16 protein-coding genes are annotated in these 14,685 nt (G+C 32.5%); 14 read left to right on the top strand and 2 right to left on the bottom strand.

Annotated features, from left to right (window positions below; all coding sequences use genetic code 11):
- Nucleotides 1-32: 32 nt before the first annotated feature.
- The 10 genes from kce to KVH43_RS03140 all read left to right on the top strand — a co-directional run bounded on the left by kce (nt 33) and on the right by KVH43_RS03140 (nt 9,195).
- Nucleotides 33-881, top strand: a complete 849-nt coding sequence (kce, locus tag KVH43_RS03185; RefSeq protein WP_218283434.1) for a 3-keto-5-aminohexanoate cleavage enzyme — start codon at nt 33-35, stop codon at nt 879-881.
- A gap of 94 nt (nt 882-975) precedes the next feature.
- On the top strand, nt 976-1,614 hold the full coding sequence (fsa, locus tag KVH43_RS03180) for a fructose-6-phosphate aldolase (protein WP_218283433.1): 639 nt from the start codon (nt 976-978) through the stop codon (nt 1,612-1,614).
- Between the two features lie 93 nt (nt 1,615-1,707).
- Nucleotides 1,708-2,703, top strand: a complete 996-nt coding sequence (glpX, locus tag KVH43_RS03175; protein WP_218283432.1) for a class II fructose-bisphosphatase — start codon at nt 1,708-1,710, stop codon at nt 2,701-2,703.
- Between the two features lie 10 nt (nt 2,704-2,713).
- A complete protein-coding gene (gene glpX / locus KVH43_RS03170; RefSeq protein WP_338028371.1) occupies nt 2,714-3,685 on the top strand; it encodes a class II fructose-bisphosphatase in 972 nt (323 codons plus the stop codon).
- Nucleotides 3,686-3,845: 160 nt separating this feature from the next.
- Nucleotides 3,846-5,195 (top strand): transcription termination factor Rho, encoded by a 1,350-nt coding sequence (rho, locus tag KVH43_RS03165; protein WP_218283430.1) that lies wholly within the window; start codon nt 3,846-3,848, stop codon nt 5,193-5,195.
- 104 nt (nt 5,196-5,299) lie between these two features.
- Nucleotides 5,300-5,500 carry a 50S ribosomal protein L31 gene (gene rpmE, locus KVH43_RS03160; RefSeq protein ID WP_218283429.1) on the top strand — a complete coding sequence of 67 codons (201 nt, stop codon included), beginning with the start codon at nt 5,300-5,302 and terminating at the stop codon, nt 5,498-5,500.
- Nucleotides 5,501-5,663: 163 nt separating this feature from the next.
- A complete protein-coding gene (locus KVH43_RS03155) occupies nt 5,664-6,542 on the top strand; it encodes a DUF1385 domain-containing protein (RefSeq protein WP_338028370.1) in 879 nt (292 codons plus the stop codon).
- On the top strand, nt 6,536-7,402 hold the full coding sequence (gene prmC, locus KVH43_RS03150; protein ID WP_255547799.1) for a peptide chain release factor N(5)-glutamine methyltransferase: 867 nt from the start codon (nt 6,536-6,538) through the stop codon (nt 7,400-7,402). The genes KVH43_RS03155 and prmC overlap by 7 nt, the downstream gene beginning before the upstream one ends.
- 57 nt (nt 7,403-7,459) lie before the next feature.
- Entirely contained in the window at nt 7,460-8,527 is a 1,068-nt protein-coding gene (prfA, locus tag KVH43_RS03145; RefSeq protein WP_218283427.1) for a peptide chain release factor 1, read from the top strand.
- 320 nt (nt 8,528-8,847) lie between these two features.
- Nucleotides 8,848-9,195, top strand: coding sequence for a hypothetical protein (locus tag KVH43_RS03140; RefSeq protein ID WP_218283426.1), 348 nt, complete (start codon nt 8,848-8,850; stop codon nt 9,193-9,195).
- Between the two features lie 16 nt (nt 9,196-9,211).
- Here KVH43_RS03140 and tnpA read toward each other — a convergent pair whose 3' ends face one another.
- Together tnpA and KVH43_RS03130 are read right to left on the bottom strand one after the other, a co-directional pair.
- Nucleotides 9,212-9,628, bottom strand: coding sequence for an IS200/IS605 family transposase (tnpA, locus tag KVH43_RS03135; protein ID WP_218283425.1), 417 nt, complete (start codon nt 9,626-9,628; stop codon nt 9,212-9,214).
- Nucleotides 9,585-9,743: a ribbon-helix-helix domain-containing protein gene (locus KVH43_RS03130; protein ID WP_218281828.1), complete on the bottom strand. Its 159-nt coding sequence runs from the start codon at nt 9,741-9,743 to the stop codon at nt 9,585-9,587. The genes tnpA and KVH43_RS03130 overlap by 44 nt, the downstream gene beginning before the upstream one ends.
- A gap of 99 nt (nt 9,744-9,842) precedes the next feature.
- Here KVH43_RS03130 and KVH43_RS03125 point away from each other — a divergent pair, with 99 nt between their 5' ends.
- The 4 genes from KVH43_RS03125 to KVH43_RS03110 all read left to right on the top strand — a co-directional run bounded on the left by KVH43_RS03125 (nt 9,843) and on the right by KVH43_RS03110 (nt 14,534).
- Complete coding sequence (locus tag KVH43_RS03125) at nt 9,843-11,087, top strand: RNA-guided endonuclease InsQ/TnpB family protein (RefSeq protein ID WP_218283424.1); 1,245 nt, start codon at nt 9,843-9,845, stop codon at nt 11,085-11,087.
- A 167-nt stretch (nt 11,088-11,254) separates the two neighbouring features.
- Nucleotides 11,255-11,647, top strand: a complete 393-nt coding sequence (locus tag KVH43_RS03120; RefSeq protein WP_338028369.1) for a DUF6339 family protein — start codon at nt 11,255-11,257, stop codon at nt 11,645-11,647.
- Between the two features lie 165 nt (nt 11,648-11,812).
- On the top strand, nt 11,813-13,012 hold the full coding sequence (locus KVH43_RS03115) for an RNA-guided endonuclease InsQ/TnpB family protein (RefSeq protein WP_218283422.1): 1,200 nt from the start codon (nt 11,813-11,815) through the stop codon (nt 13,010-13,012).
- 361 nt (nt 13,013-13,373) lie between these two features.
- Nucleotides 13,374-14,534, top strand: coding sequence for a cation:proton antiporter (locus KVH43_RS03110; protein WP_218283421.1), 1,161 nt, complete (start codon nt 13,374-13,376; stop codon nt 14,532-14,534).
- Nucleotides 14,535-14,685 lie beyond the last annotated feature (151 nt).

The raw sequence follows: 14,685 nt of genomic DNA, 5'->3' as shown, positions 1-14,685 counted from the left end.
TAGAATATTAAAAGTTAAGGGGGAAGCACAAGATGGAAAAATTAATTATCACAGCTGCTATATGCGGAGCGGAAGTTACAAAAGAACATAATCCAAATGTTCCATATACAGTAGAAGAAATTGCAAGAGAAGCAGAATCAGCTTACAAAGCAGGAGCAAGTATTATTCACCTTCATGTACGTGAAGATGATGGTACTCCTACTCAAGACAAAGCTAGATTCAAAGAGTGCATTGATGCTATCAGAAAGCTTTGTCCAGATGTAATCATTCAACCTTCAACAGGTGGAGCAGTAGGTATGACTGATTTAGAAAGACTTCAGTCTACAGAAGTTGAAGAGCCAGAATTAGGACTAAAAGCTCCTGAAATGGCAACACTAGATTGTGGTACTTGCAACTTTGGTGGAGATGAAGTATTTATAAACACAGACAATACAATCAAAAACTTTGGTCGAATCATGATCGAAAGAGGTGTTAAGCCTGAAATAGAAGTATTCGACAAAGGTATGGTGGATATTGCTATTAGAATGCATAAAAAAGGATATATCAAAGCACCTATGCACTTTGATTTTGTATTAGGTGTTCAAATGACGGCTACAGCTAGAGATTTAGCATTTATGGTAGACAGTATTCCAGCAGGCTCTACATGGACAGTAGCAGGGGTAGGTAAAAACCAATTCCCTATGGCTGCTATGGCTATTGCTATGGGTGGACATGTAAGAGTAGGCTTTGAAGATAATGTTTACATTGAAAAAGGCGTTATAGCAAAGAGCAATGGAGAAATGGTTGAAAAGGTTGTTCGCATTGCAAAGGAGCTAGGAAGAGAAATCGCAACTCCTGCTGAAGCAAGAGAAATTTTAGGTTTAAAGCCATTAAATAAATAATCATAGAAAGAACCTCATATGAGGTTCTTTTTGCTTTTAACATAAAAAGGAATTGTATATAATATAGATAGAAAAAAATGTTAGGAGGATTAATATGAAATTATTTATTGATACTGCAAATGTGGAGGAAATAAGAGAAATAAGTACGTGGGGAGTATTATCAGGGGTAACAACAAACCCAAGCCTTATTGCAAAGGAAGGACGAGCTTTTGAAGAGGTTTTAAAGGAAATCGTAACTTTAGTTGATGGACCTATTAGTGCAGAAGTAATGGGAGATACAGCACCTGAGATGATAAAAGAAGGAGAAGCTTTAGCTAGACTTCATAAAAACATTGTCATCAAAATTCCTATGACAGCAGAAGGTTTAAAGGCTGTAAGTGTATTATCTCAAAAAAATATTAAAACAAATGTTACTTTGGTATTTTCTGCAAATCAAGCTTTACTTGCTTCACGTGCAGGAGCAAGCTTTGTAAGTCCTTTTGTAGGAAGAATGGATGATATAGGAAACCCTGGCATAGATTTGATAGGTGATATTGCAAATATATTTGAGCTGCACGGTATTGATACAGAAATTATTGCTGCAAGTATTCGTCACACAGCTCATGTGATGGATTCAGCATTAGCAGGTGCAAATATTGCAACTATTCCATATAAGGTATTTAAAGGAATGCTAAATCACCCGTTAACAGATAAAGGAATAGAAAAATTTAAGGCAGATTGGAGCAATAGATAAGGAAAAAGCATGTTATAATTACACCAATATGATATAATTGTTTGTGATGAAAGGGGTATTGAGATATACACATATTTTACTGGAGGTATAAAAATGGATAGAAATCTAGCATTAGAGCTTGTAAGAGTAACAGAAACAGCAGCACTTGCTTGTGGAAGATATATGGGTAGAGGAGAAAAAGATGCTGCAGATCAAGCAGCAGTAGATGGCATGAGAAGAGCTTTTTCGGATGTATCCATAAAAGGAACTGTAGTTATTGGAGAAGGTGAGCTTGATGAGGCACCTATGCTTTATATTGGAGAAGAGGTAGGTACCTGCAAAGCAGGAGATATGGAAGTAGATATAGCAGTAGATCCCCTTGAAGGAACAAATCTTATAGCAAAGGGACTTCCAAATGCTATTGCAGTTTTAGCTATGGCACCTAAAGGTACATTATTAAATGCACCAGATACATATATGAAAAAAATAGCAGTAGGACCAAAGGCAAAGGGACTCATTCATATAGATGATCCTGTTGAGAAAAATCTAAAAGCAGTTGCAAAAGCATTAAATAAGGATATTAATGATGTGACAGTTATTATTCAAGATAGACCGAGACATTATGATCTAATAAGAGAAATTAGAAGAGTAGGCTGTAGAATAAAGCTATTTAGTGATGGAGATGTGGCAGCTGCTATTGCTACTTGCTTTGAAAATACAGGTATTGATATATTCATGGGAATTGGTGGTGCACCAGAAGGGGTTATTGCTGCTGCTGCGATAAAATGTATGGGTGGAGAAATGCAGGCAAAGCTCAATCCTATGTCTGATGAAGAGATGGAAAGATGTGAAAAATTAGGATGGGATAAAGAAAGCGTTTATAAAATCCTTATATTAGATGATTTGGTAAAATCTGATGATGTGTTATTTGTAGCTACAGGCGTATCTGATGGAGAGCTGTTAAAAGGTGTAACTTACCTTGAAAATAATAGAGCAAGAACCCAATCTGTTGTTATGCGTTCACAAACAGGTACTATCAGATTTGTTGATGCTATTCATAAATTAGATAAAAATGATACATTAAAGGAGACACTCTCTAAACATAAATAAGGGGGATTGTATAATGGATAGGAATTTAGCGCTAAATTTAGCTAGAGTTACGGAGGCTGCTGCATTGGGAGCGGCAAAATATATGGGAAGAGGAGATAAAAATATTGCTGATCAGGCTGCTGTAGACGGAATGAGAAGCATGTTGGATACTTTAAATATAGACGGTGTTGTAGTAATAGGTGAAGGAGAAATGGATGAAGCCCCTATGCTTTATATTGGAGAGCAGATCGGAAAAGCAGATAATGGATGCATAAAGGTAGATATAGCAGTAGATCCTGTAGATGGAACAAATTGTGTTGCAAAGGGACTTCCTAATGCTGTAGCTGTTGTTGCAGTAGCACCAAAGGGGCATTTACTTAATGCGCCTGATATGTATATGGATAAAATAGCAGTAGGACCTAAGGCAAAGGGTGTTATTGATATGAATGCACCTGTAAAAGAAAATTTGTTAAATGTTGCAAAAGCTCTTAATAAAAATATTACAGATCTTACAGTAACTATGTTAGATCGAGAAAGACATGAGAGGATTATTAAAGAATGTAGAGAGCTTGGTGTAAGAATCAAGCTATTTAAAGAAGGTGATGTAGCGGCTGCAATTGCTACATGCTTTGAGGACAGAGGAATAGATATCATGCTTGGAATTGGTGGTGCGCCAGAAGGAGTGCTTGCTGCAGCTGCAATAAAATGTCTAGGTGGAGAATTTCAAGGGAAATTAGTTCCTTTTGAAGAAGAAGAAAGAGAAAGATGCAAAAAAATGGGTGTAGACTGTGAAAAGGTACTACGACTAGATGATTTGGTAAAAGGGAATGAAGTGTATTTTGCTGCTACAGGTATATCAGATGGAGATTTATTAAGAGGTGTTACATATTCTGAAAACAATATGGCAAGAACTCATTCTGTTGTCATGAGAGCAGAAACAGGAACTATTCGATTTATAGAAGCTATTCACAAGCTAGACAAAAAGCCTGAATATGCAAAGTAATTGATAGATATACCTTGACAATAAAAATTTCACAATATAAAATTTAAGCATTAGTATGATATTTTGGTGGTGATAGCAATCCTCTTCTTTTGAAAAAAGAGGAGGATTGCCATTTGTGTATTGTTTTCTTATCATTTTTTATATTAACGGAGGTGTTTGTTTGGATTTACTCGAAATAGAAAAAAAGAAGCTAGATGAGCTGCGGCAGATGGCAAAGGAGCTTCATATAAAGAATATAAGCAGGTTTAAAAAGCATGAGCTTATTGAGCTGATTAAAGAAGCTACTAATGCTCAAAGAGATGAAATAGCAAAAATTTCAGAGGAAAATAAAAAAATCCCAATGGATCGGCAGAGTCTTCCTGAAAAAATAAACAATGAAATTGATAATAGTAAGGAAGTAGATACAGTAGAAGGCGTTTTAGAATTAACTGAAGGAACTGGAGGATTTGGATTTTTAAGGTTTTATAATTTCCTTACCAGTGAAGAAGATGTATATGTATCTCCTTCTCAAATAAGAAGATTCAATTTGAAGACAGGAGATAAAATTCTAGGGATTACAAGACCACCAAAGAGTGGTGAAAAATTTAGAGCTCTTCTATATGTGCAAAAAGTCAACAATGACAATCCTGAAGTTGCTGCAAAGAGGCCAAACTTTGATAATCTCACACCTATTTATCCCAATAAAAGAATTACCCTTGAATATAATCCAGCAGACCTTTCTACAAGACTTATCGACCTGATTGCTCCTATAGGAAAAGGACAAAGAGGTCTTATTGTTGCCCCACCAAAGGCTGGAAAAACCATACTCCTTAAAAAAATTGCAAACAGTATTGCAGAAAAGTATGAGGATATAGAAATTATTGTTTTATTAATCGATGAGCGACCAGAGGAAGTTACTGATATGCAGAGGTCTATTAAGGGAGATGTGATTTATTCTACCTTTGATGAGCTTCCAAGTCATCATATAAAAGTGGCAGAGATGGTTTTAAATAGAGCTAAAAGGCTTGTAGAGCATGGAAAAGATGTGGTTATATTATTAGATAGTATTACAAGACTTGCTAGAGCGTACAATTTGACTATTCCTTCTACAGGAAGAACTCTATCAGGAGGCTTGGACCCCGGAGCTCTTCACAAACCAAAAAGGTTCTTTGGTGCAGCTAGAAATATAGAAGAAGGGGGAAGTCTTACGGTACTTGCAACAGCTTTAGTAGATACAGGAAGTCGTATGGATGATGTGATATTTGAGGAATTCAAGGGGACAGGGAATATGGAGCTTCACCTAGATCGAAAGCTTTCAGAAAAGAGAATATTCCCTGCTATTAATCTAAATAAATCAGGAACAAGAAGAGAAGAATTATTATTAGGACAAAAGGAATTAGAGTGTATATGGAGTATGAGGCGTGCGATGGCTAATAATCCAACACAGGAAGTAACTGAGGCGATCATAGGAAAGCTTGCAGAAAGCAAGACAAACTTAGAATTTATAGAGAAGATGAGAAATAAAATATAAAAAGTTCTTGAACTGAAAAAATCCTTGTGCTATAATGTAATAGTTGAAAATTAAAAAAGATTTTTTTGATATATAGTGAAAGATCAAAGAAAGAGGTGAATAGAATGAAACAAGGAATCCATCCAGATTACAAAAAAGCAGTTGTAAAATGTGCTTGTGGAAATACATTTGAAACAGGTTCTGTAAAAGAAGAAATCAAAGTTGAGATTTGTTCAGCATGTCATCCGTTCTTTACTGGTAAGCAAAAATTTGTGAGCCAAGGTGGACGTGTTGAGAAATTCAAGCAAAAATATGGCATGAAATAAAAATAAAAAGGTTTGATTATTATAGGTTAGGGATGGTATGTCTCTAACCTTTGTTGTATATACTGAAAATCTCGAAAGGAAGATTAACTTGGATTTAGAAAAAATTTTTAGAAAGCATGCTAAACCAACAAGTATAGGTGGTCAGGCAGTAATAGAAGGGGTAATGATGAAAGGCCCTAAGGATATTGCTATTGCTGTTAGAAAACAAGATAAAGAGATTGTAGTAAAAAAAGAAGAAGTAAAAGGCATATCAAAAAGTGCTCTTACAAAAGTGCCTATGATAAGGGGCGTTATTGCACTATTTGATGCTATGGTATTGGGGGTAAAATCCCTTACTTACTCTGCTGAGTTTTTTGAAGAAGAAGATAGTACGGAAGAAAAAGGAAAGTTTGAAATGTGGGTAGAAAATACATTTGGAGATAAGGCAGGAGATATCCTTATTTACTTTTCAGTAGTTACAGCAATCGCTTTTGGGATTTTGCTTTTTATCATATCGCCAACTGTAGCTATGCATTTTTTTAAAACCAAAATAAATAATCCGTTGCTTTTAAATATTGTAGAGGGTGTATTTAGAATTTTATTATTTGTAGGCTATATTGTATTGATCTCTAGAATGAAGGATATTCAAAGAGTTTTTGAGTATCATGGAGCAGAGCATAAAACTATTCACTGCTATGAAAGTGGTCTTCCATTAACAGTAGAAAATGCAAGACAGTTTCCAACCCTTCATCCAAGATGTGGGACGAGCTTTATAGTTTTTGTAATGATCACAAGCTTACTACTCTTTTCACTTATAGGTTGGCCTAATCCAGTGGTCAGAGTTTTGTCAAGATTATTGCTTATGCCTGTTATAGCAGGAATATCCTATGAGATTATCAGATGGGCAGGAAAAAGTCCTTCTAAAATAGTAAGATATATCAGTTATCCGGGACTGCTTTTTCAAAAGCTTACAACTAAAGAACCAGATGATAGTCAGTTAGAAGTAGCAATCGAAGCTATGAAAAATGTTTTGACAGATGACAAGGAGGTTGACATTTGGTAGTAAAGATACAGGATGCTTTAAAGCTAGCAGTAGAAAGAATTGAAAGGACAAATGCAGTTACACCTCTGTTAGATGCAGAGGTACTTTTGTGTCATGTATTAAAGAAGGAGAGATTGTTTTTATATACTCATAGAAATAAAAGCTTATCGGAGGAAGCTTTTAAGGCTTTTGAGGAATTTGTTGAAAAAAGAATTGCTGGAATGCCTGTTCAGTATATTGTAAAAAAGCAGGAATTTATGGGATTGGATTTTTATGTAGAGGAAGGTGTACTCATTCCTAGACCGGATACAGAAATTTTAGTAGAAGCAGTTATAAAGTGGGCAAATAATAGGAAAAATGATAATATAACTATTGTAGATATTGGAACAGGAAGTGGAGCTATTACTGTAAGCCTTGCAAAATATATAAAAAATGCTTTTGTATATTCCATAGATATTTCAAGACGTGCTATTACAATAGGAAAGAAGAATGCAGTATCAAATGGAGTGGCAGAAAAAATTGAATTTTTAGAAGGTGATTTGTTTACCCCTTTGAAAAATAAATTAGAGGGAAAGGTAGATATTCTTGTTTCAAATCCTCCTTATATACCAAAAGAAGAGATTGATAAGCTTCAGATAGAAGTGAAAAAGTATGAGCCAAGACTTGCATTAGATGGAGGAACTGATGGACTTGACTTTTATAGAAGAATTATTGACGAAGCTCCTTTTTTTGTGAAAAAAGGAGGATATATTGCTTTAGAAGTAGGTCATGATCAAGCAGAGCTTGTAAAAGAGCTAATGGAAAATAAAGGATTATATACGGAAATAAATAAAATAAAAGATTTAGCAGGGATAGAGAGAGTAGTTGTAGCTACATTGTGAAAATATGATAAAAATGATATAATAAACTGTTAAGAGAAAATGTGCGAGGTGAAATAGATGTTTGATAAATTAGATTTTATAGAAGATAAGTATAAGGATTTGAGTCAGAAGGTTTCAGATCCAGAAATTATTAATAATCAGTCAGAATGGCAAAAATACATCAAAGAGCTTGCAGAAATAGAACCTATTGTTAATAAATACAAGGAATATAAAAAGACAAAGGAAGGTATTGAAGAAGCTAAATCTATTTTACATGAAAGTGATGATGAAGAATTTAGAGAAATGGCAAAAATGGAATTAAATGAGCTAGAAGAAAAAATAGGGCCTATAGAAGATGAATTGAAGCTTCTTTTAGTACCAAAGGACCCAAATGATGAAAAGAATGTTATTGTAGAAATTAGAGCAGGTGCTGGTGGAGATGAAGCAGGACTGTTTGCAGGAGATCTTTTAAGAATGTACACAAGATATGCAGAAAGAAATCGTTGGAAGGTTGAAATGATGAGCCTTAGTGAAACAGGTGTAGGTGGAATCAAAGAAGTAGTATTTATGATCAAAGGAAAGGGTGTTTACTCAAGGCTTAAGTATGAAAGTGGTGTACACAGAGTACAGAGAATTCCAGCTACTGAATCAGGTGGAAGAATTCACACATCTACAGCAACTGTAGCAGTGCTTCCAGAGGTAGATGATGTAGAGATTGAAATCAATCCAAATGATGTTCGTGTAGATGTTTTCCGTTCTTCAGGAAATGGAGGACAGAGTGTAAATACAACAGATTCTGCTGTAAGACTTACACATATGCCTACAGGAATAGTTGTTTCTTGTCAGGATGAAAAATCACAGCTTAAGAATAAGGAGAAGGCTTTTAAAATATTAAAGGCTAGATTATATGATAAGATGCTTGCAGAGCAGCAGGCAGAAATTGCTCAGGAAAGAAAAAGTCAGGTAGGTACTGGAGATAGAAGTGAGAGAATCAGAACTTACAATTTCCCACAAGGACGTGTTACAGATCACAGAATTAACTTAACGCTATATAAGCTAGATTATGTGTTGGATGGAGATATTGATGAAATATTAGATGCACTTATTACAACAGATCAAGCAGAAAAATTAAAGCAGGTAGTATAATTTCATGCATTTTTAAAATATCTTTGTTATAATTGGATTTCCTTTATGCAATGATTTCAAGGTATTAGATTATGGGGCTGTTGGGAAATCATTAAATTGATTAAGTGATAGTTTATTTTACAAAAAACGTGACTATAATAATCTGTTTGGTAGCTTTTGATTATTATGGTCACGGTTTAAATTTTTTGAAATTAAAAAATTGTACACAAATAAAGCCTAATAAAAAATTGATGTTAATATAATATTGTAGGCACATTAAGCGAATGTGTTAAAATATATATTAGGAAAAAAGATAATAAATTTAAATTGGGGTGATAAATATGGGGATAGGTTGGAACTTTCCATCTAATAATTTTGGTCAGTTAAATGGAATAAGTGAGGCAGGGATTGAAACTTTTAGGGGGTCACCATATAGCTCTTTAGCACGTGAAATATGTCAAAATTCTCTAGATGCAATATTGGACAAAGATAAACCTGAGTTTGTTTTTCATATTGAATGTTCTCAAACATCATATCGGACAATATTAAAAACATCACAAACTGAAAATGTTAAGAGAATTCCTGAAAGTAAGCTTAATGGACGAGTAAGTGTATGCACTTTTATAAATTCGGCACAAGAAAACCTTCGTTGTTTATCTCGGAGGATGAATTGTGCCTTTAATTTTTAGGTTAAATACCTAAAAATTAAACATTCTTTTGGGTTTGGATATATTTTTGAATGGTTTCAGAAGATACTGCTTTAGCAGTACCAATATAATATCCTCTACTCCATAAGCCACTGCCCCAAAATTTAGATTGTTTTAACTTGGGGAAGCCTTTAAATATCTCATTAGCAGATATACTTTTTAGTTTTCTAACTATATCTACTGGTGCAACAGTTGGTGGAGCAGATATGAAAAGATGGATATGGTCAGGCATTATCTCTTGTGGGGTAAGTTCGTAACCATAACAATGGCATATTACTTTAAAACATTTTAATAATTCATATTCTAATTCGTCTTTAAAAATATTATGACGATACTTAGGACAGAAAACAATATGATAATTGATGTTATATTTACTGTGACTTATTGTCTTGTTTTTTGTATTTTTCAATGACATACTTCATACCTTCTTCAATTAAGTCATTAGCATTTGTTTTTAATTTGATAGCCAATATTTTGATTTCAGTGTATAAATCTTCGTCTAATGTAGTGTTAATATTCTTTCTTGCCATTTTTAAACACCTCCTAAACTAATTTTAGCACATAGTTGACTATACATCAATGGTGTGTTAAAATAAACACATGGATAACAATGTTAAGGAGGTGAAAATATGAAGTTATCGTTTAAATTTAAGCCAAGTTTTACAATTAAACAGTTAAATATTATAGAAGAATTATCTTTTCATACAACAAAACTTTACAACATAGTTAATTATGAATTGAGAGAAAATGGTTTTAAATCTTATGTAGATATAGAAAAAATGTTTAAATCTAATTGGCACTGTGATTTTCTTCATAGTCATACAAGACAACAAACTTTCAAAGTATTAGAGCAAAATTGGAAATCATATTTTGCAAGTATTAAAGATCTTAAAGCAAATCCACATAAGTATAATGGATTACCTAAACCACCTAAATTTAAAAATATACAGAACAGAAAAAATGAAATTATATTTACAAATCTGGCTATTAGATTTAAAGAAAATACATTAATGTTATCTCTTTCTAAAGCAATTCAAAAAATGTTTGAGGTAGAGAGTTTAAATTTTGAAGTTTCTAATAAACTTCAAAGCCTTATAAACTTTAATAAATTGCAACAAGTAAGAATAAAGTGGGATAATTCTTTAAAACAATGGTATTTGATTGTAATATACAATAAGCAGGAATTAGAGCCAGTAAACAATACTAATATTATGGCTATTGATTTAGGTTTGGATAATCTTGCTACACTAACTTTTAAAGATGGAAATGAAACTTATCTTTTTTGTGGTAAAAAGCTAAAAGGCATTAATGCTTTTGTAAACAAGAAAATTGCTTATTATCAAAGCATTGAAATGAAAAAAATAGGTTCTGATAAATTTAAAAACACTAAAATGATTAATTCATTAAGAAGATATAGAAATAATTATGTTAATGATTATCTTCATAAAACAAGCAAAAATATTATAAATAAAGCATTAGAGCATAAGGTGAAGAAGATAGTTATAGGTAAAATTAAGGGTATCAAACAAAATATGAATTACAATAAATCTTTTGTTCAAATACCAATTCAAAGACTTGCAGAACAGATTAAATATAAAGCTAAGCTTCAAGGCATTGAAGTTAAATTCAAAGAAGAAAGTTACACAAGTGGTTGCAGTGCTTTCGATTTAGAGCCTATAACTAAAAAATACTACGATAAAACTCGCAGAGTGGTTAGAGGACTTTTTAAATCAAATTTTGGATTGGTAAATGCAGGTGTTAATGGAAGTCTAAATATATTAAGAAAAGAAGAAAAATGTATTCCCGAAATAGTGCAAACTATGAGGGATAAAGGGAGTGTGTCCTCCCCGTTGAGAATAAGGGTTGCCTGTTAAGGTGGAAACTTAAATATCAAACCTCTCACGAAGCCACCGATTAATGTCTCGGTGGTAGTTCACTGTGGCAAAAGAATCAATACCTAGTTACATAAATAGCTGTTTTAATAAGGATTATGAAGGGTTATCTTTTTATATTGAACGTGGAGGTATTTTAGCAATTTGACATTATAAAAGAAACAGATGCAATAGATGAGCGTTTATGGGCGGGATTGTGTCATGGAATGTTTTGGGAATATTTAAGGTATCGTTGGGGTGTAGATAAGAAGAAACCAACTGAAAATGATATAGCAAATAGATTCTTTTTTTCTCAAAGTAGAAAAAGGTCTTTGATAACAAACACTTTATCGAAACTATGGTGGATTGGAAAACTAACATATGATAAAAATAGAAGCAATCCATTTGAATTAACTGAGTATCTGAGGAACGATTTTGCAACAAAAACCAGAATATTATTTTCTAGCAATTATTCAAATAATCCTGTTATTGTTAGGGCACTAATATCTTCGTTATTAGAATTTCAAAAACAAGGTGTAAATATAAATAGAGAGGTTTTTTGATTTGAGTAATTGAGTTTTTTAATTGCATCAGTAACTAAAGCTATTATTATTCTTGCGTTAGGGAAAAGAAATAATAAACCAAAAAGATAATAGCTTATTGCAGAGTGTCCAGGAATAAACAAAAAGATGATTTGGAAAGATAAATAGAAAAAGAGTTGGTTGAAGATGATTAAGACATATAAAGTTATGTTAAAACCCAATAACAAACAAAGAAGTAAATTATTTGAATGTGCAGGAGTAAGCAGATGGGCTTATAATTGGACTTTAGCAAAACAAAAAGAAAATTATAGAAACGGTGGTAAGTTTTTAACTGATAGTATTCTTAGAAAAGAGCTTACTAAATTAAAAAAGATAGAAGAATATAAATGGCTTAATGATTATTCAAATAATATAACTAAACAAGCTATAAAAGATGCCTGTAATAGTTATAGAAGATTTTTTAAAGGGCACAGTAAATTTCCGAAATTTAAGTCCAAAAAGAAATCTAAACCTAGTTTTTATCAAGATATAGAGAAGATAAAATTTACAGATACTCATGTTAAACTAGAAAAGTTAACTACAAGTAGAAAGAAAAATAGACAAAAATTAAATTGGATTAAGTTGGGTGAAAAAGATAGGATACCGACAGGTGAAAACATTAAATATATTAATCCAAGGGTAACTTTTGATGGTCTTAACTGGTGGATTAGTGTTGGCATTGAAGAAGAAATTGAAATAGAAGATAAAGAAACAGAGCCTATAGGAATCGACTTAGGTGTAAAAGATTTAGCAATAATTAGTAGTGGTGATAAGTATAAGAATATTAACAAATCACTAAAAATGAAGAAGTTAATTAAGAAATATAAAAGACTTCAAAGACAAATTTCAAGAAAATATGAGATGAATAAAACTAAAATAGAAGGAGGTGAAAATCGTTACGAATACCACAAAACTAAAAATATTATAAAAGCTGAAAATAAACTAAGAAAGCTTTATAGGAAAATTAAAGGATTAAGGGATAATTACATTCATCATATAACAACATCTTTGGTGAAAGCCAAGCCAAAGTATATTGTTATTGAGGATTTGAATGTAATTGGTATGCTTAAAAATAGAAAACTATCAAAAGCTATACAGGAACAATCACTAAGAGAGTTTAGAAGGCAACTTGAATATAAATGTAAATGGTATGAAGTTAATTTAATCATAGCTGATAGATATTACCCTTCAAGTAAAATGTGTTCAAGTTGTGGTAATGTAAAATCAGATTTAAAATTATCAGATAGAAAATATGTATGTGATAATTGTGGATTAGAAATTGATAGAGATTATAATGCAAGCCTTAACCTTAGAGATTATCCTAAATATGATAAATCGGTAGCTTAATCACTTTAAAAGATACTACTGATATGTACTGTGGCGTTATACAGGAATTTAAGCCTTTGGAGAGCCATAAAAATGAGAGTAATAACTTTTAGTTATGAAATCAGGTTCAATGAATGAGGAACAAATCGTAAAACTTATAAACCATCAACGTATTTATAAGTTTTTATAGGTATTTGGTAACGGCGTAATGCTTCTCAGTTTTTTATATAACTAAAAATAAATTATATTTAAGATTTATGTTTATTGCAAAAAAAAGAGCTACATGATAAACTATAATATAAATTTTCAAAATTTAAACGGAATACTATATTTTCTGTAAAATAGGACGGGTCATATTATACAAGAAAGAAGCGTGATGGTTTTGGAAGCAAAAGTAACTTTTCTGTTGCATATTGGCATTCTTTTACTAGGAGCAAATATTGGAGGTATAATTAGCAAAAAGTTGAAACAGCCTGCCGTACTTGGACAAATCTTAATGGGTATGGTTTTAGGAATGGGCATTTTAGAGAAAACAGAGCTTATCCATCATTTATCGGAAATCGGTGTGATTTTTCTTATGTTTATTGCAGGACTTGAGACAGATGTAAATGAACTAAGAGCATCAGGGAAATCATCAGCAGCTATTGCTGTAGCAGGTGTATTAGTCCCTTTGTTATTGGTAAGTGGAGCAGCATATATTTTTAGTGGCAAGTGGGTGAGCAGTATTATTGTAGGACTTATTTCTATTGCAACAAGTGTTAGTATATCTGTACAAACACTTAAAGAAATAGGGCAATTGAAAACAAGGCAAGGGGTAGGTATTTTAGGAGCTGCTATTATTGATGATGTGATAGGGATTATTTTATTAACTATTGTTGTGGGGATGATAAAACCAGAATCAGGAAGTAATATATTTGTGGTGATTTTGAAAATACTTTCTTTCTTCGTTATCATTATTGTGCTTGGATATATTTTAGTTCAAATATTAGCAAGAATTTCTGATCGTGTTAATGTAAGAAGAAAAATTGTACCTTATGCAATAATATCTTGTCTGATACTAAGCTTTATATCAGAAGAACTTGGAGTTGCAGCTGTTACAGGAGCATATTTTGCAGGGGTTATTTTTTCTATGACACCTTATAGACACAAAATTTCTCATGATATTGGATTGATTTCTGATACTATATTCACACCAATATTTTTTGTAGCTATTGGATTAGGGGTAGAATTAAGTACAATTGGAGATGGGTTGGGTTATAGTATATTGTTGTTACTATTAGGTATTATCGGAAAAATTGTTGGCTGTGGATGGGGAGCAAAGATGACTGGCTTTAACGGTAAACATTCCTTACAGATTGGTATTGGAATGGTACCTAGAGCAGAAGTATCAATTATCATTGCAAATTTAGGGCTGAAAATGCATTTAATAGATCATAAAGACTTTGCATCTGCTATAGTTCTTGTAGTAGTAACCACATTGATTACACCATCTCTTCTTAAATGGTCATTTAAAGGAGATGAAGAAATAAAAGATGCTACTTAAAGAGAAAGTCTGTGAAGGAAGCTTCACAGACTTTTGTATATATAAGGGGCTTTAGGAATATATATACGAGTAGGGGCAAATATTCGTAAAAAGAACGTTCATTACTACAAGGTATTAGAGAAAACTTTTCTTTCTAAGAATATTTGTCCAA

Source organism: Crassaminicella indica, assembly GCF_019203185.1.
Lineage (GTDB): Bacteria > Bacillota > Clostridia > Peptostreptococcales > Thermotaleaceae > Crassaminicella > Crassaminicella indica.
Note: the sequence above shows the minus strand (reverse complement) of the source record. Positions and strands in the feature narration are given on the sequence as shown.